This window comes from Streptomyces sp. WM6372 (assembly GCF_001279655.1).
Classification (GTDB): domain Bacteria; phylum Actinomycetota; class Actinomycetes; order Streptomycetales; family Streptomycetaceae; genus Streptomyces.
Map to the genome: position 1 here is coordinate 128,984 of NZ_LGDB01000227.1, position 20,720 is coordinate 149,703.

Annotated in this window: 13 protein-coding genes; 7 read left to right on the forward strand and 6 right to left on the reverse strand. The window is 72.7% G+C overall.

All coding sequences use genetic code 11. The features are described from left to right. Positions 1-157: 157 nt before the first annotated feature. Both ADK52_RS33475 and ADK52_RS33480 read right to left on the reverse strand, forming a co-directional pair. Complete coding sequence (locus tag ADK52_RS33475) at positions 158-1,633, reverse strand: APC family permease (RefSeq protein ID WP_078988790.1); 1,476 nt, start codon at positions 1,631-1,633, stop codon at positions 158-160. Positions 1,634-1,812: 179 nt separating this feature from the next. Continuing rightward, positions 1,813-2,589, reverse strand: a complete 777-nt coding sequence (locus tag ADK52_RS33480) for a peptidoglycan recognition family protein (protein ID WP_063783997.1) — start codon at positions 2,587-2,589, stop codon at positions 1,813-1,815. A gap of 271 nt (positions 2,590-2,860) precedes the next feature. Here ADK52_RS33480 and ADK52_RS33485 point away from each other — a divergent pair, with 271 nt between their 5' ends. Then, entirely contained in the window at positions 2,861-3,076 is a 216-nt protein-coding gene (locus ADK52_RS33485) for a hypothetical protein (protein WP_053693613.1), read from the forward strand. Positions 3,077-3,109: 33 nt separating this feature from the next. On the opposite strand, the gene ADK52_RS33490 is transcribed toward ADK52_RS33485, so the two are convergent. The 4 genes from ADK52_RS33490 to ADK52_RS33505 form a co-directional block, all read right to left on the reverse strand. Then, positions 3,110-4,015: a geranyl diphosphate 2-C-methyltransferase gene (locus ADK52_RS33490; RefSeq protein WP_053693614.1), complete on the reverse strand. Its 906-nt coding sequence runs from the start codon at positions 4,013-4,015 to the stop codon at positions 3,110-3,112. A 14-nt stretch (positions 4,016-4,029) separates the two neighbouring features. After that, on the reverse strand, positions 4,030-5,295 hold the full coding sequence (locus ADK52_RS33495; protein WP_053693615.1) for a family 2 encapsulin nanocompartment cargo protein terpene cyclase: 1,266 nt from the start codon (positions 5,293-5,295) through the stop codon (positions 4,030-4,032). Between the two features lie 68 nt (positions 5,296-5,363). Next, a complete protein-coding gene (locus ADK52_RS33500; protein ID WP_053693616.1) occupies positions 5,364-6,776 on the reverse strand; it encodes a family 2B encapsulin nanocompartment shell protein in 1,413 nt (470 codons plus the stop codon). 258 nt (positions 6,777-7,034) lie between these two features. Then, positions 7,035-8,069, reverse strand: coding sequence for a PP2C family protein-serine/threonine phosphatase (locus ADK52_RS33505; RefSeq protein WP_324615951.1), 1,035 nt, complete (start codon positions 8,067-8,069; stop codon positions 7,035-7,037). A gap of 265 nt (positions 8,070-8,334) precedes the next feature. On the opposite strand from ADK52_RS33505, the gene ADK52_RS33510 reads away from it, so the two are divergent. The 6 genes from ADK52_RS33510 (at position 8,335) to ADK52_RS33535 (ending at position 20,598) form a co-directional block, all read left to right on the forward strand. Then, positions 8,335-9,264 carry a cyclase family protein gene (locus tag ADK52_RS33510; protein WP_053693618.1) on the forward strand — a complete coding sequence of 310 codons (930 nt, stop codon included), beginning with the start codon at positions 8,335-8,337 and terminating at the stop codon, positions 9,262-9,264. A gap of 106 nt (positions 9,265-9,370) precedes the next feature. Then, positions 9,371-12,184: a SpoIIE family protein phosphatase gene (locus ADK52_RS33515; protein WP_053693619.1), complete on the forward strand. Its 2,814-nt coding sequence runs from the start codon at positions 9,371-9,373 to the stop codon at positions 12,182-12,184. A 113-nt stretch (positions 12,185-12,297) separates the two neighbouring features. Then, the gene (locus tag ADK52_RS33520) at positions 12,298-13,872 is read left to right on the forward strand and encodes a sugar ABC transporter ATP-binding protein (protein ID WP_053693620.1); all 1,575 of its coding nucleotides are present in this window, start codon (positions 12,298-12,300) and stop codon (positions 13,870-13,872) included. After that, positions 13,869-14,942, forward strand: coding sequence for an ABC transporter permease (locus tag ADK52_RS33525; RefSeq protein WP_053693621.1), 1,074 nt, complete (start codon positions 13,869-13,871; stop codon positions 14,940-14,942). The genes ADK52_RS33520 and ADK52_RS33525 overlap by 4 nt, the downstream gene beginning before the upstream one ends. Before the next feature lie 17 nt (positions 14,943-14,959). Continuing rightward, positions 14,960-16,114, forward strand: a complete 1,155-nt coding sequence (locus tag ADK52_RS33530; protein WP_053693622.1) for a substrate-binding domain-containing protein — start codon at positions 14,960-14,962, stop codon at positions 16,112-16,114. 239 nt (positions 16,115-16,353) lie between these two features. Further along, complete coding sequence (locus ADK52_RS33535) at positions 16,354-20,598, forward strand: bifunctional nitrate reductase/sulfite reductase flavoprotein subunit alpha (RefSeq protein ID WP_053693646.1); 4,245 nt, start codon at positions 16,354-16,356, stop codon at positions 20,596-20,598. The last annotated feature ends 122 nt before the right edge of the window (positions 20,599-20,720 follow it).

Here is a 20,720-nt window from a genome sequence, read left to right on the forward strand (position 1 = left end):
GTGCGGGAGGCGGTAGGGCGGAGATGCCGGATACCTCGTCACGTACCCGCGTCAGGGCGTCCTCCAACACACCTCGCGGCACCGGCTCGTGGCGGATTTCCCCGATCGCGGACGGCGGCGGAGCGAGTCCGGATGCGGTTGAAGCCGGCCCGGTCGGTCAGGCGGAGGCGACGGCCGCCGGTTCGGGGTCCGCGGGCGGGGCCGGCGGGTACTCCTCGGTGATCTCGCGGGGGCCGAACGGCCAGACCTTCTCCCTCTTCGACCACAGGAGGAAGGCGACGCAGCCGAGTGCCAGCCATGCCAGCGACCATTCGACGGGATGCCGGCCGGGCGAGTTCTTGTCGGCGTACCCGTAGATCACCAGCCAGCCGACGAGCGCGACGATGCTCGGGAGCGGGTACAGCCACATCCGGTAGGGGCGGTGCAGGCCGGGCCGGCGGCGGCGCAGCACGCTCGCGGCCAGGATCTGCGCCAGCGCCTGGACGATCACCATCACCGTGGTGAGCAGCTGGATCAGCGTCGCGAGGTCGGTGTGCCGGCCGATCAGGAAGCCGATCGCCGTGACGACGCCCATCGTGGCGAGCCCGAACACCGGGAACCGGTGCTTGGGGTGGAGCTTCGCGTAGGGGCGGAAGAAGACCCGGTCGCGCGCCGCGTCGAAGGGGACGCGGGAGCCGCCGAGGAGGCCGGTGAAGACGGAGGCGAAGGCCGTCACGAGGATCAGGACGGTGACGACGTCCGCCGCGCCCTTGCCCCAGGTCTCCTCCAGGACGGCCGAGGCGACCGACGTGGAGGCGACGTCGTGCGGGTCGAGCATCCGCTGCCAGTCGACGACGCCGAGGGTGCCGATCTGGAGCAGGAGGTAGATCGCCATGATGCCGAGGATCGAGAAGATGATGGAGCGCGGCAGGGTGCGGCCGGGGTCCTTGATCTCGGCGCCCATGTAGGCGGCGGTGTTGTAGCCGAGGTAGTCGTAGATCCCGATGGTCAGACCGCCGGCGAAGCCGATCCAGAAGGTGCTGCTCGTGAACTCGAACGCGCCGTCGGGGTACGTGAACGCGAGGCCGGCGTCGAAGTGCGTGGCCGCGGCGACGATGACGAGCGCCACGGAGGCGATCATCACGACCCACATCACGGCGGTGATCTTCGCGATGTGGTCGATGCCGCGCCACAGGAGGAGGACGACCAGCGCGACGATGCCCAGGCCTATCGCGTCACTCGCGCCCCGGCTCATGTCCGGTACGAGATAGCCGAGGTACTGGACGAAGCCGACGACTCCCGTGGACATGATCAGCGGGATGAACAGCATCGCGGTCCACACGAACAGGAACGGCATCAGCCGCCCGCTGCGGTACTGGAACGCCTGCTTGAGGTAGACGTAGCTGCCGCCGGAACCGGGCAGCGAGGCGCCGAGCTCCGCCCAGATCAGGCCGTCGGCGAGCGCGAGCACCGCACCCGCGAGGAACCCGATGGCGGCCTGCGGCCCGCCGAAGGCGGCGACCATCAGCGGGATGGTGACGAAGGGTCCGATGCCGCACATCTGACTCATGTTGATGGCAGTGGCCTGGAAGAGGCCGATGCGGCGGACGAATCCGCCGGAGGTCGGCACGCTCGGCGGCGGGGTTGCGGACACAGGGTTCTCCCGTGATCGAGGCGGGGCGAAAGGGGGTCCACGCAAGGGGATCTGCTGTCGATCCGCCCCGACGGAAACGAGGGGTGACGGAGGCGCCGACATCAGGCTCGGGCTTGCTTAAGTTAAAGACCCTTACTTAACCCGTCAAGAGACTGCCGGGAAGTGGCTGCCGTGCGCCTCTAGTGCAGGAGTCGCTCAGGGACGTATTCCGGGTAGGGCGACAGGGCGTGGGTGGTGGCCTCGTCGATCAGGTCCTGGATCGGGTCCTCGAAGGGATCGGTCAGGGGGGTGCCCAGGCGGGTGGCCACCTGCTTGCGCAGGGTCGGGAGCAGGGCGTAAAGGCGGTCGCCGGGGCACGAGGTGGAGTTGAAGTCCCGGTGGCCGTAGATCTCCGAGGCGGGCAGGCCGTACTGGGTGCAGATGTGGGCGCACAGGTCCGCCAGCATCGCGAACTGCGCCGCCGGCGGCTCCTCCGTCATGTACGTGCCCTCGTTCTCGATGCCGATCGAGACCGTGTTCTGCCCGACGCAGTGCGCCGCGCGCACCTGGCGCTCGCCGGTGCGCAGTTCCGCGAGGCTGTTGTGGCGGCCCTCCATCACGAACGCCCCGCGGCTGACCGTGAAGTGCTGACCGGTGTCGATCCAGCCCTGGGCGTCCATGTGGTACGTCTGGATCGCCCGGGCCAGGGCGTACGCGCGCTGCTGCGAGTAGTCGGTCACGTTGAGCGTCGCCGTGTGGTGGACGATGATCCGCTCCGGGCGGTTGGCCAGGACCACCACGGCCTCGGACGCGGCCCGCGCCCCCCAGCCGGCACAGCTCACGATCTCCGGTCCGGCCGCGGCGGCGGCCGCGGCGTGCGCGCGGCCCGCCGGGACGAGGGAGAGCGCGGAGCCGGCGGCCAGGGCGAACGCGCCCGTGACGACCGCTCGGCGGGTGTGCTGCACGGGGGAGGTCATACCGTGCCCTTTCGGTCGGAGGCTGCCCATTGAAGGGGCCCCGTGCGCCGGAGCACGTATGACACACCGATGATCGGGCTCCCGGCGGCGCCACGGGGTGAGCGGGGACCGCCATCCGGGTGCGGCCCGGGCCGCGTCCTGTGCCCCGGCCGGGCCGTCTCTCACATCCTGGGCAGGGAACACTGCCTCCCGCCCGGCCGTCCAGCCGTCCAGCCGTCCAGCCGTCCAGCCGTCCAGCCGTCCAGCCGTCCAGCCGCCCAAGGAGTACGGGATGTCCTTCGACGCCGTCGACCGCTTTCTGACCGCCCTCGACCCGGTACACCGCGAGGCCGTCGACGGCCTGCCGCGTGACGAACAGGAGCGGCTCGCCGCGGCCTGGGAGGAGGAGCTGGAGCGGGACACCGACATCGACACGCTGGACGAGCTGTCACCCCCGGCCGCCGAGAGCGAGGCGGCGCGGCGGGTGATGGAGCGCCGTTCCGAGTAGCCGGGCCCGTGGGTCACGGGCCCGGCCGCCCGCTCAGACGCGGTCGGCCGCGATCAGCAGGTACTGGAACGAGCCGTCCTTGTAGGAGTTGATGAACGCCTCCTCGATGCCCGTGACGAGCGAGGAGGTGGCCCGCAGCTCCCAGTACGGCAGGGTCGCGGGGGTCAGGTCGATGACGGCCTGCGGGACGAGGCGGTTGTCGGCCATGGCCCGCATGTACTGCCGGCGGGAGTGGATGTTGCATTCGAAGTGCGCGTTGATCTGGGAGACCCACTTCGACGGCTGGCCGTAACGCGGGTTCCAGCAACCGGTGATGGTCACGTACCGGCCGCCGACGGACAGGACGCGGGAGTGCTCGGCGAACAGGTCGTGCAGGTCGACGTACATGCTCGACTCGTTGTTCCACGAGGCCGCGGCCTGCCCCGTCTCGAACGGCGTGTTGAGCATGTTGCAGACACGGGCGCGGACGGAGTCGTCGATGCCGAGCTCGCGGGCGCGCTGGTTCGCGAAATCGGCCTGCTTCGCCGACAGCGTCACGCCCTCGACCTTGCAGCCGAAGCGCTGGTGGGCCATGACCATCGATCCGCCGCGGCCGCAGCCGGCGTCCACGAGCGTGTCGTCCTGCCCGATCGGGCCGAGGTGGTCCAGGAGGACGTCTGCCTGCGCCGACTCCAGCCGGTGGAGTTCGGCGATCAGCTTCTTCTCGTACGCGCTGTCCTCGGTGTCTCCGAGGGCCGCCCGGTTGATGTCACCGATGCCGTAGTGGTGGTGGTACAGGCCGTCGACGTCGCCGAGACGCAGGTTCACCGGCCGGGCTTCGTGGTCCCAGTAGCGGGCGATGTCGCCCTGGTAGGGAGTGGCCGGGCCCGGGATGAACGCCGAAGCGGTGGAAGCGGCGGAAGGGGCTGCGGGGGCAACGGTGAGATCGATGTTGGTCACTTATAAATCCATCCTTACCAGAAGTCGGGCAGGCTGTAGCGGTAGGTGTTGGTCTGGTGCCAGTAGTGGTTGCCGTCGACCCAGGCGGCCACGCCGCGCAGGAACCGCGGCACGCTCGGGACGGGGCAGGCGGCGGCCAGGTCGGCTGCCGCGGCCTCGAAGGCGTGCATGAGGTCGTTGTGGACCTCGACCGCCTTGAGGTAGGCCTCCTTGACGGAGACGCCCTCGCGTTCGGCGATCACCACGGGCAGGTTCAAGTGCTTGCCGGGGCTGGCGAGTTCCTTGGTGTACGAGTACAGGTCGTTGACGATGGTCGTGGCGTTCCCGGCCAGCGCGATGACCCGTTGCATGGCGGGCTGGGCGTGCAGGTCCGCGGGCAGTTCGTAGCCGCCGACGGTGTCGGTGATGGTGGGGCAGGGGCGGAAGTTGTTGAACTGGCGCATCGCCAGGTACTCCCACACCTCCGGGACGTAGTCGGTCTCGGACCAGGCCGCCTCGGCGAGGTACCCCATGTGCAGCCGGGCCATGTCGTGCCGGAACCGGTCGGCCTGGGAGGGGGTGGCCCCCTGGAGGAGGTACTCCATGGCCGAGCGGTACGCGCGCCGCGGGGCGTCCGAGTGCAGGGACTCCGACCACTGCGGGTGGTACTCGGTCGTGGTGTGGAGGGGGTCGAGCGCGGTGTGGGCCAGCAGCAGGCGTCCGCCGAGGCCGACCGGCGAGCCTCCGTGGTCCTCGCAGTAGCAGTCGTCGACCACGTTCTCGGCGACCATCAGCCGGGTGGCGAGCATCAGGTGGTCGATGCTGGGGGCGTCCGGGTGGCAGGCGACCATGTACCGGCCCACGGAGAAGCCGTCGAACTGGTCCTCCCACTCCGGTGGGTAGAGGTCGACCTCGTCCGCCCATGCCTTGATCCTGCGGCTGACCTCCTCCACCCGTGCGGGGTCCGGCTCCGGTACGGGGTGGTGGTAGAGCCCCGGGATCGGACGGCCCGCCGCCGGCTCCGGAGGCTCCACCGGCTCCGGCGCCGCGGGCGGCGGCGCCCCGTGCCGGGCCAGGTGGAGGCCCACCGTGCCCAGACCGCTGGGGCCGCGCAGGATCCGCTCCAGGGCGGGGCCCGGTGTACCGGCGGGGGCCGGCGGCCCGGCGGGGGCGGGCACGGCGAGCTGCTCGGGCCGGATGCAGCCGACGGCTGCGACGCCGCGGCCGTGACCGTACGTCCCGAAGGCGACCGCGGCGGCGGGAAGGCTCGACTGCACGGGGGAAGGCCCGGGATCGGGCATCCGTAACTCCTTGGTGAGGTGGTGGGGCTGTCCCGGTTCCCGGGCGCGGCCCCGGGTCGCCCGGCCTGTCAGTCGTGCCTGCGGGCGATCTGTACGTTCTCCAGCACGCCGAGCGCGTCGGGCACGAGGATGGCGGCGGAGTAGTAGGTGGAGACCAGGTAGGAGATGATCGACCGCTCGTCGATGCCCATGAACCGCACCGACAGGCCCGGTTCGTACTCCTCCGGCAGTCCGGTCTGGCGCAGGCCGATGACGCCCTGGTTGTCCTCGCCGGTACGCATGGCGAGGATCGAGCTGGTGTTCTCCTTGCTGATGGGGATCTTGTTGCACGGCAGGATCGGGACCCCGCGCCAGGCCGGGACCTGCTGTCCGCCGAGGTCGACGTGGTCCGGGTAGAGCCCGCGGGCGTTGAGCTCGCGCCCGATCGCCGCGATCGTCTTGGGGTGCGCGAGGAAGAGCTTGGTGCCGCGGCGGCGGCAGAGCAGCTCGTCGAGGTCGTCCGGGGTGGGCGGGCCGGAGTGGGTCTGGATCCGCTGCTTGAAGGCGGCGTTGTGGAGCAGACCGAACTCCCGGTTGTTGATCAGCTCGTGCTCCTGGCGTTCGCGCAACGCCTCGATGGTGAGCCTGAGCTGCTCCTCGGTCTGGTTCATCGGCTCGTTGTAGAGGTCGGCGACCCTCGTGTGCACCCGCAGGACGGTCTGCGCGATGGAGAGTTCGTACTCGCGCGGGTTGAGCTCGTAGTCCACGAAGGCGCCGGGGAGTTCGGCCTCGCCGGTGTGGCCGGCGGACATGGCGATCTCGGCCTCGCCGTGCTTGTTCTGCCGCTGGTGCGGCAGCGAGCCGAACTGCTGGACATGGGCCTGGAGATGCGGCGCCGAGGACATCACGGCGGCGAAGTCGGAGCGGGAGAGGGTGAGCAGGGTGCCCGCGGTGGCGGCGGTCGCGGTGTAGTCCCAGCCGCCGGCTCCGTCGAGCAGGGCGTTGTCGCCGAACCGGTCGCCGTCCGCGAGCACGGCGACCGCGACCTCGTCGCCGTACTTGCCGACGGAGGTCTGGTTGATCCGGCCGTGGGCGATCAGGTGGATGTCGTTGGCCGGGGTGCCGCGCTCCACGAGCACCTCACCGGCGCGGAAGTCGCGCTGGACGCACCGGGCGGCCAGGGCGGTCAGCACCTCCACGTCGTCGAAGCCGCGCAGCATGGCGAGTTCGCCGAGCTCGCGGGGGATCACCCTGACGTGGGCGCCGTCCTGGACGAACTCGATGCGGCCGTCGCCGACGGTGTAGGTCAGCCGGCGGTTCACCCGGTAGGTGCCGCCCTTGGTCTCCACCCAGGGGAGCGTCTTCAGCAGCCAGCGGGAGGTGATCTCCTGCATCTGCGGGGCGGATTTGGTGGTGGTGGCGAGGTTGCGGGCAGCCGCCGTGCCCAGGCTGGTCTGCCGGGGCGGTTCGAGCTGCGCCTCCGGGCTGGTGTCCACGGTCATCGGGCAGGCGCTCCTTCGTCGGGGCGGTGACCGGCGACGCGCACACGTCACCGGTGGAAGAAGAAAGTCAGGGGGCGGAATTCCGGGCAATCCGTCCAGATCCGGGAGCACACTAACCGTCAACTCACCACATCAGTCCCTTGGGCCGTCGTCGTTACCTCGATACGGCGATCTTGTCCCGCCGGGTGTTTACGGGCCGGTACAACGACATTCAAGCCAGATCGAACACCCGTACCCATGACGGTCTCTGACAGATCGTCACCGGTCGACGAGGAACATCGCCGCGTCGTCCGCCAGGCGGTGCCGGGTGTGCCGGAGCAGCGCCCGGTGCAGCTGGTCCAGGAACTCCGCAGCGTCGGGCGCCGCCCGCACCGCCTCCATGGCCTCGGGCAGGGCGAAGAAGTCGCGGGCGCCGTTGCGGGCTTCGATGACGCCGTCGGTGTACAGGAGAAGACGGTCTCCGGACGCGAAGGAGTAGCTGTCCGCCACGCCGGGGGGTCCGGTGATGAACTCCGCGAGCCCGAGCGGCGGCAGCGGAGAGGCCGGCTCCAGGGCGCGGACCGCTCCGTCACGGAGCAGCAGCGGGGGCGGATGGCCGCGATTGACCACCTCGACGACGGGCCCGTCCGGCACCTGCGCCACCAGCGCGGTGACGAACCCTTCCACGAGCGCTCCCGGGTCGATCACGCCCGGCACGGCCGCGTCCCGCAGCAGCGCCGCCTCGCAGCGGCCTATGACCCCCACCAGTTCGTCCTCGTAGTGCACGGCCTCCCGGAACGCGCCCAGCACGGCCGCTGCCGCCCGTACGGCCGGCAGCCCCTTGCCCCGGACGTCGCCCACGATCACCCGGACCCCGTACCGCGTCTGCACGGCCTCGTACAGATCGCCGCCGATCTGCGCCCCGGACTCGGCCGCCAGGTACATGCCGGCCACGCGCAGGGAACCCAGCCGGACCGGGACGGGCCGCAGCACGGCCTCCTGCGCCGCCACGGCGATCCGGCGGACCTGTTCGAGTTCGTCCTCCCGCCGCTTGCGGACGGTACTGCTCGTCGCGAGGCTCGCCAGCGACACCAGGAACAGGGCCAGGAAGTTGGTGTAGACCTGCTGGCTGCCCCAGGCCCCGTTGTACGTGGCGGTGGTCACGCTCACGGCCACGGCCAGCGCCACCGCCGCCAGGGTGCCCTTGGGGCCCATCGCCACCGCGGCCAGCGCCGGCGTCGCGACCAGGACGGGGCCGGTGTACAGCACGTGCGCGGGCGTGAATTCGATGATCAGCACGGAGAGCGCGATCACGAAGGGCAGACACTCCGCGAGTACGAAAAGGACCTGGTGGTGGCCGCCTGCTCCCGGTCGAGGAGCTGAGCGGAAGGGCACCCGCATGGGTCCAGCCTGCGCCGTCGAAGCCGCTTGCCGCCACCGTTCGCCCGTGCGGGGCCCGTCAGGCGTAGAGCCCGCGGCCTGCGGGCATGTGACGCGGTGCGGGCGTCGGGGCGCCCGTCCCCCGGCCCCGCCCTCCCCCGGAGCGGGGCCCCGCCGAGCTTTGGAGCGGTGAGTCCGGATGAGCAGCAGCCCCGAGCGCCGGGTCACCCGTCGGGAGTTCGACGCGATCTTCGCCGAGGTCCGCACGTGGGGCCGGTGGACCCCCGCCGACCGCGGCGCCTGGAACCGGGTCACCCCGGACCACGTCCGGCGGGCCGCCGCCCTGGTCCGGTCCGGAACGGCGGTGCCGCTGGGCCTGCCCTGGGACACCCGGCCCGGACCGGACAACCGCAGGCCCGCCCTGCACTACATGTCCGACCTCGGCGACGTGGAGGCCCCGGAACCCGCCACGTACAAGGACTTCCTCGCGGTCGACTACCACGGCAAGGCCGTCAGCCACCTGGACGCGCTGTCGCACGTCGCGTACGAGGGGCTGCTCTACGGGGGCCGCCCGGCGCGGGAGGCCATCGGCGCCGGGGGTGCCCGCTTCGGTGCGGTGGCCGCCCTCGGCCCCCTGGTCACCAAGGGCGTGCTCCTCGACCTGCCGGCCGTTCTCGGGGTCGACTGGCTGGAGCCCGGGCAGGCCGTCCACGCCCGGGACGTCCTCGCCGCCGAGCGGGCACTGGGCGTGACGATCGACGAGGGCTGCGCGGTGCTGCTGCGCTCCGGCCGCTTCCGGCGCAGCCGGGAGCTCGGCCCCTGGGACTCCGACGCCGCGAGCGCGGGCTTCCACGTGGACGCCGTACCGCTGCTGGCCGAGCGCGCCGTCGCCCTGCTCGGCGGCGACGGGGACAGCGACCTGCGCCCCTCGCCGGTCGAGGGCGTCCACTCCCCCGTCCACGCCCTCGCCGTGGCCGCCATGGGGGTGCCACTGCTGGACAACCTGGATCTGGAGGCGCTCTCGGCCGCCTGTGCCGAGGCGGGGCGCCACGAGTTCATGATCGTCGTGGCGCCGCTGAACGTGCCGGGCGGGACGGGTTCTCCCGTCAATCCGGTCGCCATCCTCTGATGCGGACAAATGGGTGGGAATATACTCGGAAAGCACTTGCTCGGTGTAAGCGCTCCGCTGCGGCGCCCCGCTGCGGCCGAGCGCTCGGTAAGGGGAAGTGATGCGTATGGGGGCCACGGGAGAGCAGATCGGCCCCGCACGCTCCCGTGAGCGGTTCCTCGTGGGCGAGCCGATCGCGGACGGGGTGCGGAGCCCGATCCTGAACTCGTGGCAGCGCTGCCAGTCCCTCGGACTCTCGCCGGACCAGACGGACCTTCCCTACCGGGACGATTTCGACCCGGACAGCCGGCTCGTGCACGCGGCCCAGCCCGTGCTCGACCAGCTGGCCTCCCGGTTCTCGGGCAGCCAGATGAACGTCTCCCTCGCCGACGGGAACGGGACGGTGCTCCAGCGCCGCTTCGGGGAACCCGCCCTGGCCCGCAGCCTTCCGCCCATCCAGAGCGTCCCCGGCTTCGTCTTCGCCGAGCGGTTCGCGGGAACCAACGGCATCGGTCTCGCGCTCGCCGAACGGCACCTGGTGCAGGTCTACGGGGCGGAGCACTTCGCCGAGCGCTCCCAGTCGAACGCCTGTTCCGCGATCCCGATCCGCGATCAGCTCAGCGGGCACGTCGTCGGCGTGCTCTGTTTCGGGTACCCGCACGGCTACGAGCACCCGGCGCTGCCCGTCCTGGTCCGCCGGGCCGCGGAATCCATCGAGCGGCGGCTGATGGAGCAGCGTTCGGCGCGGGAGCGCGCGCTGCTGCGGGCGTACCTCGACGCGGGCCACCTGGCCCGGAACGGCTCGGGCGCCGGGGAGGGCCCGATGATCGGGCTGGAGGAGCTCGGCGACAGCGGGCTGGACCTGCACGATCAGATGATCCTCAAGGAGAAGGCCACCGAGCTCATCTCCTCGACCGGGCGGGCCGCCGTCGAGGTGCTCCTGCCCCACGGGCGGGGGGTCACGCTGCTGAGCAGCCCGGTGACGAGCCGCTCCGGGGTGGAGGGCGTCGTCGTCGAGGCCGTGTTCACCGGCGAGCCGCCGCCCGCGCACCACCTCTCCGTCGCGGCCGGCACGGGACCGCCGCACGGAGCGCACGCGGTGCACGAAGCCCCTGAAGCGCACGGAGCCCATGAGGCGCACGGAGCGCCCGGAGCGCCGCGCGCAACGCCTCCCGGCCCGTCCGACGCGGCCCCGCCCACCCCCGGCGCTCCCGCGCCCGGCAAGGTCAGGGGCCTGGTGCTGGTGGGGGAGCCGGAAGTCGGCAAGTACGCCGTCGCGGCACGCCGCCGCCTGGAGCTGCTGGCCGAGGCCAGCAGCCGTATCGGCACCACGCTGGACGTGACCCGCACCGCGTGGGAGCTCGCCGAGATGGCGGTCCCGCGCCTGGCCGACTACGTCACGATCGACGTGCCGGAGGCGGTGCTGCGCGGCGAGGAGTCCGCCGATCCCCGGAGCGAGCTGCACCGCGCGGTGGTCCACGGCATACGCGAGGACTGCCCCTTCTACCCCGTCGGCCGGGTGGAGCTGCGCGCCGGCACCCCCCACATGCGGTGCCTGGACAGCGGGCAGGCGGTGCTGGAGTCCGACCTGCGGGAGGCCGTCGGCTGGATCGACCAGGAGCCCGCGCACGCGCGGGGGATCCTCGCCCGCGGCGTGCACTCCCTCATCTCCGTTCCCCTCCTCGCCCGCGGCGTCCTGCTCGGCATCGCCAGCTTCTACCGCTCGGAGGCCCCCGCCCCGTTCGGGGAGGACGACAGCTGGCTGGCCCAGGAGCTCGCGGCCCGCGCCGCCCTCTGCATCGACAACGCACGCCGCTACACCCGCGAGCACACCCTGGCCCTGGCCCTCCAGGAGAGCCTGCTTCCGCACGGCGTGCCCGAGCAGGGCGCCGTCGACGTCGCGCACCGCTACCTGCCCGCCGAATCCGGGGTGGGCGGCGACTGGTTCGACGTCATCCCGCTCTCCGGCACCCGCGTCGCCCTCCTCGTGGGGGACGTCGTCGGCCACGGCCTGCACGCCGCCGCCACCATGGGCCGGCTGCGCACGGCCGCCCGCAACTTCGCCGAGCTGGAACTCTCCCCCGACGAGCTCCTCACGCACCTGGACAACCTCCTGGTGCGCCTGGACCGGGAGGAGGGCGGCGACAACGACTCCGGCAGCACCGGGATCGTCGGCGCCACCTGCCTCTACGCCGTCTACGACCCCACGTCGCGGCTGTGCACCATGGCCCGCGCCGGGCACCCGCCTCCCGCGCTCGTCCACCCGGGCGGCCGGGTGACCTTCCCCGAGCTGCCCGCCGGACCGCCGCTGGGCCTGGGCGGCCTGCCCTTCGAGACGGCGGAGATCGAGCTGCCCGAGGGCAGCACGCTGGTCCTGTACACGGACGGCCTGATCGAGGACCGCGAACGTGACCTCGACGTGGCCCTGGACCAGCTGAGCCACGCCCTGGCCCAGCCGGACCGCTCGCCCGAGGACACCTGCCAGGCGGTGATCGACGCCGTGGCACCCGAACACCCCGCCGACGACATCGCGCTGCTCGTCGCCCGGACCCGTACGGTGCCCGCCGACCGGATCGCCACGTGGAACGTGTCCGCCGACCCGTCCCTGGTCGCCGGCGTCCGCGCCGCCGCGACCCGCCAGCTCGCCGACTGGGGACTGGACGAGCTGGCGTTCGCCGCCGAGCTGATGCTGAGCGAGCTGGTCACCAACGCGGTCCGCTACGGCACCGAGCCCATCCAGGTACGTCTGGTCCACGACCGCTCACTGATCTGCGAGGTGTCCGACGGCAGCAGCACCGCCCCGCACCTGCGGCGGGCGGCCACCACGGAGGAGGGCGGCCGCGGCCTCTTCCTCGTCGCACAGCTCTCCCGGGCCTGGGGCACCCGGTACACCACGCACGGCAAGGTCATCTGGGCCGAATGCGCCCTGGACGCGGCCTGAAAGGCGACATATCGCCCATATCTCCATAGCCGGCAGTAGCATCACCGGTGTCCGTACCGCTTCACGCTGTACCTCCCCCAGCACCACCTCCCCAGGCGGCCCCGGAGAAGTCCGTGCATGACACTCCCGCCACTCCCGTCAACCCCACGCCCCCGCCCCCGCGCTCCGGCGCGGAACCCCTCGTCCGGATGCGCGGTCTCGGCAAGCGGTTCGGCGGCACCGTCGCCCTGGACGCGGTCAGCCTCGACGTCCACGGCGGCAGCGTCCTCGCCCTGCTCGGCCCCAACGGCGCCGGGAAGTCCACCCTGATCAAGGTGCTCGCCGGGGTCCACCGCGCCGACGGGGGCGAGGTGACCGTGGCCGGGCACCCGCTCGGCTCCGACGCGGCCTCGCGCAGCATGTCCTTCATCCACCAGGACCTCGGCCTGGTCGAATGGATGACGGTCGCCGAGAACATCGCCCTGGGCACCGGATACCCGCGCCGCCGCGGCCTGATCTCCTGGCGGCAGACCCGGGAACGGTGCGCCGAGGCACTGGGCATCGTCGCCGGGCACCTGGACGCCGACGCCCGGATCGCCGACCTCGCGCCCGCCGAACGCTCACTGGTCGCCATCGCCCGCGGCCTGGCGAGGCGGGCGGAGCTCTTCGTCCTCGACGAGCCGACCGCCACCCTCCCCGCCGCGGACTGCGCGCGCCTCTTCGACGTCCTGCACGCGCTGCGCGACCGGGGGCACGGCATCCTCTACGTCAGCCACCGGCTCGACGAGGTGTACGAGGTCGCCGACTCCTTCGCCGTCCTGCGCGACGGCCGGCTCGTCAGCCAGGGGCCCCTCGCCGCGTACGGCCCGGCCCGGCTGGTGCGCGACATCGTGGGCCACGAACCGGCGGGACGCCCGCCCGCCGCCGCGGCCCCCGCGCCCGCGTCCCCCCTCCGCCCGCCCGTGCTGCGCCTCGACGGCGTGACGACCGAACGCACCGGACCCGTCAGCCTGGAGCTGCGCGAGGGCGAGGTCCTCGGCATGGTCGGCCTGACCGGCGCCGGCCACATGCACCTCGGCCGCGCCCTCGCCGGAGCACTGCCGCCGCTCGGCGGGCGGGCGCTGCTCGACGGCCGCCCGTACCACCCCCGTACGGTCGCCGCCGCCCTCGCGGCCGGGGTCGGCTTCGTGGCCGGCAACCGGCAGGAGGAGGGCTGCGCCGCGGAACTGACGGTACGGGAGAACTTCCTCGCCGATCCCCGCGCGACCCGAGCGCCGAGCCGGCACTGGCTCGCTCCGCGGCGCGAGCGCGCCGAGGCCGCCGCCCTGATCGAGCGGTTCTCCGTACTCCCCCGCGACAGCGAGGTGCCGATCGCCACCCTGTCCGGCGGCAACCAGCAGAAGGTCATGGTCGGCCGCCGCCTCCGGGGCCGGCTGCGCCTGCTGATCCTCGAAGAGCCGACGGCCGGCGTGGACGTCGGTGCCAAGGCGTCGATCCACCGGCTCCTCGACGAGGCGCTGGCCGCCGGGCTGGCGGTCCTGCTCATCTCCACCGATTTCGAGGAGATCGCCGACGTGTGCCACCGCGCGCTGGTCTTCGGGCGCGGAACCGTGGTGGCCGAGCTGGCGGGGGAAGCGCTGAGCGTCACCGAACTCACCCGCACCGCCTCGGCCCTGCCCGCGATCACCGGAAGCGCGGAGGGCCGGTGAGCCCGTCGTCGTCCCGCCTCACGCGGCCGGCTCAGCGGCACGGGCGCGGGCACCGGCGCGGGCACGGGCACTTCATCGGCACGTACGGCCTGCTGGCCCTCACCGTCCTGCTGTTCCTGCTCTTCTCCGTCCTCCTGCCGGACACCTTCCCCACGCTGGACAACGTCTCCTCGATCCTTTCCAACCAGTCGATCCCCGCCATCCTGGCGCTCGGTGTGACGATCCCCATCGCGAGCGGCAAGTTCGACCTGTCCATCGGCTACGGCCTGGGCCTGGCACACGTCATGGTGCTGTTCCTCATCGTCGAGAAGGGCTGGCCCTGGCCGCTCGCCTGCCTCACGGTCGTCGCCGGAGGGACGCTGGCCGGCGCCGTGAACGGGGTCATCGTCGAGTTCGCCCGCATCGACGCCTTCATCGCCACGCTCGGCACCGGCAGCATCATGTACGCGATCACCGGCTGGATCACCGACGGGGGCCGGATCGTCCCCGGTCCCGACGGCCTCCCGGCCGCCTTCACCGACCTCTACGACGCCCGGTTCCTCGGCCTGCCGGTCCCCGCCTTCTACGTCCTCGGCCTCGTCGTCGTCATCTGGCTGATGCTGGAGCGGCTGCCGTTCGGCCGGTACCTGTACGTCATCGGCTCCAACCCCCGCGCCGCCGAGATCCTCGGCATCCGCACCCACCGGTACTGCGTCTACGCCTTCGCCTGCTCCAGCACGGTCGTCGGGTTCGCCGGCGTGCTGCTCGCCGCGCAGCAGCAGATCGGCAACCCGAGCGTCGGCCTGGACTACCTGCTGCCCGCGTTCGTCGGAGCCCTGCTCGGCTCCACCGCGATCAGGCCGGGCCGGGCCAACGCCATCGGCACCCTCGTGGCCGTGACCGTACTGGCCGTCGGACTCGCCGGGATCGGCCAGCTCGGCGCCCAGTTCTGGGCCACCCCGCTGTTCAACGGCTGCACGCTGCTCATCGCGGTCGGCCTGGCCGGCTACTCGGCCCGGCGGCGGCTGCGCACCGACGCCGTCGCGACGGCGGACGACGGCGGCACCGGCACCGCCACCGGCACCCCCTAAACAAGCTCAGGAGCACCGTGTACCCGAAGTACCCGAACCGCAGGACCGCCCTCGCGGCGGCCGCCCTGCTGGCCGCGGCCGCCGGCGCCACCGCCGGGTGCGGGGGCGGGAGCGGCGGCCCGTCGAACGTCACCGGTCCGTCCGCCGCCGGGTGCCCGGCCGTCCTCCAGGAGGCCAAGGCGGCCGTCCAGCGGGCCGAGAGCACCGACACCGCGTGGAACGGACCCACCAGCGGTCCCGAAGCGGTCCCCGGCAAGACCCTCGTCTACGTCGCGCAGACCATGACCAACCCGGGCGTCGCCGGAGTCGCGAAGGGCGTACGGGAGGCCGCGCAGGCCATCGGCTGGAAGGTCCGGGTGATCGACGGGGAGGGCACGCCGGCCGGCATCCAGGCGGCGCTCAGCCAGGCGGTCACCCTCAAACCCTCGGGCATCGTCATCGGCGGCTTCGATCCCCGGCTGACCTCGCAACAGGTGGCGCGGGCCGAGGCCGCCGGGATCCCCCTCATCGGCTGGCACGCGGTCAGCGCCCCCGGCCCGAGCACGAACCCCCGGCTCTTCACCAACGTCACCACGAAGGTGGAGGAGGTGGCGAAGGCCAGCGCCGACTGGGTCATCGCCCGCTCCGACGGGGCCGCCGGGGTCGTCGTGTTCACCGACGACTCGATCCCGTTCGCCGCTACGAAGTCCAAGCTGATCGAGCAGCGGCTCGCCGCCTGCCCGGGCGTCAGGCTCCTGGCGCACAAGAACATCCCGATCCCCGACGCGAGCCGGCGCACCCCCCAGGAGGTCGCCTCGCTGCTGTCCCGGCTCCAGAAGCGGTGGACGTACTCCGTCGCCATCAACGACCTCTACTTCGACGATGCCGCGCCCGCCTTCCGCGCCGCCGGCAAGCCCGGCGCCGGGCCGCCCTTCAACATCGGCGCCGGGGACGGGGACCCGTCCGCCTTCCGGCGCATCAACAGCGAGCAGTTCCAGGCCGCCACCGTCCCCGAGCCGCTCTCCCAGCAGGGCTGGCAGATCGTCGACGAGTTCAACCGCGCCTTCGCCGGGCAGCCGGCCAGCGGATACGTGGCTCCCGTCCACATCGCGACGGCCGAGAACAGCGCCGGGGCCACCTCCTGGGACCCCGAGGGCTACCAGGAGGCGTACGAGAAGATCTGGCACGGCTGACCCGGTCGTGTTGACATGGATGCGCGCCTCACGGCCGGTGGGGGCGCCCGCGCAGCCGCTTGTAACCCTGGGGCGGCACCGCCCGTCACATGTGCGCAACAGGGGTTTCCTACGTTGGGCGCCACGGGATCGACCTGCACACGGCCGCGGCGCCCGGGGACCTGGGGGTCGGCCGGTGTTCTCCGAGGAGGTCTCCTGTGTCCGAGACGGAAGCGGCGGACGGACGCCTGCGGAAGGCGGTGGCCGCAGCCGCAGGGGAAGCGGCCACCGGACCCGTACGGACGGTCTGCTCCTATTGCGGCGTCGGCTGCGGGATCGTGCTGGACATCGCCCGGGGCGCCGACGGCCGCCGTACGGTGGCCAAGGCGGCCGGCGACAAGCGGCACCCGGCCAACGCCGGGCGGCTGTGCACCAAGGGCGCCACCCACGCGGACCTGCTGGCGGCGCCCGGCCGGCTCGGGACCGCCCTGGTCCGCGAAGAACGGGGCGCCGAACCCGCCGCCGCGGACGTGGACGCGGCCATCACCCGGACGGCCCAGCGGCTGCGGGCCGTCCTCGACGCGCACGGCCCCGACGCGCTGGGCCTGTACGTCTCGGGCCAGATGTCCCTGGAGGCCCAGTACCTGGCCAACAAGCTCGCCAAGGGGTTCCTGCGCACGAACCGGATCGAGTCGAACTCCCGGCTGTGCATGGCGAGCGCCGGCAGCGGCTACAAGCTCTCGCTGGGCGCCGACGGGCCGCCCGGCTCGTACGAGGACTTCGAGCGGGCCGACGCCTTCTTCGTGATCGGCGCCAACATGGCCGACTGCCACCCCGTCCTCTTCCTGCGGATGATGGACCGGATCAAGGCCTCCGGAGCCAAGCTGATCGTCGTCGACCCCCGGCGCAACGCCACCGCCGACAAGGCGGACCTGTTCCTGCAGATACGGCCGGGCACCGACCTCGCCCTCCTCAACGGGCTGCTGCACCTGCTCGTCGAGGACGGCCGGACCGACCCCGCCTTCATCGCCGAGCACACCGAGGGCTGGGAGGACATGCCCGCCTTCCTGCGGGACTACCCGCCCGCGACGGTCGCCGAGATCACCGGGATACCGGAGGCGGACATCCGGCTGGCCGCCCGCTGGATCGGCGAGGCGGACGAGTGGATGAGCTGCTGGACCATGGGGCTCAACCAGTCCACCCACGGCACGTGGAACACCAACGCCCTGGTCAACCTGCACCTGGCCACCGGGGCGATCTGCCGCCCCGGGAGCGGCCCCTTCTCCCTGACCGGCCAGCCCAACGCCATGGGCGGCCGGGAGATGGGTTACATGGGACCGGGCCTGCCCGGCCAGCGATCGGTCCTCGTCGACGCGGACCGGCGCTTCACCGAGGAGCTGTGGGGGCTGCCGCAGGGCACCTTGCGCACCGACGTCGGGCGCGGCACCGTCGAGATGTTCGAGAAGATGGCGGCCGGCGAGATACGGGCGTGCTGGATCATCTGCACCAACCCGGTCGCCTCCGTCGCCAACCGCAGTACGGTCATCAAGGCCCTGGAGACCGCCGAACTGGTCATCACCCAGGACGTGTTCGCGGAGACCGAGACCAACGCGTACGCCGACATCGTGCTCCCCGCCACCCTCTGGGCGGAGGCGGACGGCGTGATGGTCAGTTCCGAGCGCAACCTCACCCTGGTCCGGGGCGCCGTCGACCCGCCCGGACAGGCCCTGCCCGACTGGCGGTTGATCGCCCGCGTCGCCTGCGAGATGGGATTCGCCGAGGCGTTCACGTACGAGAGCGCCGAGGAGGTCTTCGAGGAGCTGCGGCGGGCCTGGAACCCCACGACCGGCTGGGACCTGCGGGGCGTCTCGTACGAGCGGCTGCGCGGCGGGCCGGTGCAGTGGCCGGCCGCCCCGGGCGGACCGGACCGCAACCCGGTCCGCTACCTCAACGACGGCGTCAGCCAGACCCTGGCCGAACGCCCGGACGGCAGCCGTCCGCGCCTGGTCTTCCCCACCGCCTCCGGGCGGGCCTCCTTCTTCGCCCGCCCTCACCTCCCGGCCGCCGAACTCCCCGATGACGACTATCCGTTCGTCCTGAACACCGGGCGCCTCCAGCACCAGTGGCACACCCTGACCAAGACGGGCAGGGTCGCCAAGCTGAACAAGCTCAACCCGGGCCCGTTCGTGGAGATCCACCCGCAGGACGCGGCCGCCCTCGGCATCGCGGAGGGCGACGGGGTGGAGGTGGCCTCGCGGCGCGGCCGGGCGGTCCTGCCGGCCGTCGTCACCGACCGGGTGCGGCCCGGGAACTGCTTCGCCCCGTTCCACTGGAACGACCTGTTCGGTGAGTACCTCAGCGTCAACGCGGTCACCAACGACGCCGTCGACCCCCTTTCCTTCCAGCCCGAGTTCAAGGTGTGCGCGGTGACGCTGGCGCGGACGCGGGTACCGGTCACCGCGACCGCTCCCTCCACCGAAGCCGCGGGCGGGTCCGCCGGCGCCGCCGCGGCCGGCGGGACCGGCCCGGGCCGCACCACGACGACGCTGATGCACCCCGTGACCGTCCGGCCGGCGACCGCGGTCCCCGCCCTCACCTCCCTGTTCGGGCTGGACGGGCACACGCCGCCCGCCCTCTCCGACCGGGAGCGCCAGTACCTCGCGGGATTCCTCGCCGGGCTCGCCTCCACCCCGCCCGGTACGGACGTCCCGCTCCTGCCCGTCGGCGCCCCCTTCGAGGACGGGCACTCGCTCTGGGTCGACGGGGTGCTCGCCGGCACGTACTCCCGTACGGCGACGGCCCTCGGCGTGGTGCCCGCGTCCGCCGCTCCGGCCGCGGCGCCGCCGCCCTCCGCCCCGGCACCGGACCCCGCCACCGCGGGTACCCCGACCCGGCAGACGGTGGTCCTGTGGGCCTCCCAGACGGGCAACGCGGAGGACCTCGCCGCGACCGTCGGGGCGGCGCTGGCCCGGGACGGCTCCGCGGCGGCCGTGCACGGCATGGCCGACCGGTCGCCCGCTTCCCTCGCGCCCGGCACGGATCTGCTGGTCGTCACGAGCACCTTCGGCGACGGCGAAGCCCCGGACAACGGGGCCGGGTTCTGGGAGGCGCTCAGCGCGGCCGACGCGCCCCGGCTGGAGGACGTCCGGTACGCGGTGCTCGCCCTCGGGGACTCCTCGTACGAGGCCTTCTGCGGTCACGGCCGCCGGCTCGACCAGCGCCTCGAAGAGCTCGGGGCCCGGCGCCTGCTGCCCCGCGTGGACTGCGAGCCCGACTACGAGGAGTCCGCCGGCCGGTGGCTGGAGCAGATACGCGGCGCCCTGGAGGCCGGCGCCGCTCCCCCGGTGACGGCCGCCGAGCGGCCCCGGCCCGCCGCGGCCTCCGGCAGGGCCGCCGCCCGGCACACCGCCCGGCTGTCCGGCAACCGGCTGCTGAGCCTGGCCGGCGCCACCAAGGAGGTCAGGCGGTTCACCTTCGACCTCGGCGAGGACGGCCCGGTGTACGAGGCGGGCGACGCCCTCGGCGTCCAGCCGGTCAACTGCCCGGAGCTGGTGACGGAATGGCTGGCCGCGACCGGCCTGGCCGCGGATGCCGAGGTCGCCGTACCCGGGCACGACCGGCCCATGACCTTCGCCCGGGCCCTGCACCGGCACCTGGACATCACCCGTGTCACGCCCGACCTGCTGCGCTTCATCACCGAGCGCACCGGCGACCGCAGGCTCCGGCAGCTGACGCGCCCCGACAACAAGGACGGCCTGGCCCGCTGGATCTGGGGACGCCAGCCCGTTGACGTCCTGGCCGAGTTCCCGGTCCGGCTCGGCGCCCAGGAGTGGGCCGAGCGTCTCAAACGGCTCCAGCCGCGCCTGTACTCCATATCCTCCAGCCCCCTCGTCGACCCGCGCGAGGTCAGCCTCACCGTGTCGGTCCTGCGCTACGAGGGTCCCCGCCGCCACCCCCGCAAGGGCGTGGCCTCCACCTTCCTCGCCGACGCCGGACCGGGCAGTCCCGTACCGCTGTTCGTCCAGCGCTCGGCGCACTTCCGTCCGCCCGCGAGCCCCGATACACCGGCCGTGATGGTCGGCCCGGGCACCGGGATCGCCCCGTTCATGGCCTTCCTGGAACACCGCCGCGCCCTCGGCCACCACGGCGGGAACTGGCTGTTCTTCGGCGAGCAGCGCCGGGCCACCGATTTCTACTACCGCGAGGAGCTGGAGGAGCTGCACCGGCACGGCACGCTCAGCCGTCTGGACCTGGCCTTCTCCCGCGACCAGCGGGCCAAGGTCTACGTCCAGGACCGGATGCGCGAACAGGGCGCCGCGTTGTGGTCCTGGCTCCAGGAGGGCGCCCACTTCTACGTGTGCGGTGACGCGAGCCGGATGGCCAAGGACGTGGACCGGGCGCTGCGCGACATCGCCGTGGCCCACGGCGGCCTGACGGAGGACGAGGCCGCCGCGTACCTGAAGCAGCTCTCCGCCGAGAAGCGGTACGCCCGCGACGTGTACTGACGGGGGCGGTGCCGGACCTGGGCTCAGAACCAGTTGATGGTGAGGGGGAAGGTGGTGGTGGCGGTGGCTGTGGTGGAGTCGGTGGCGGTTGCGGTGATCTGGAGGGTTCCGGTGGTCCAGGG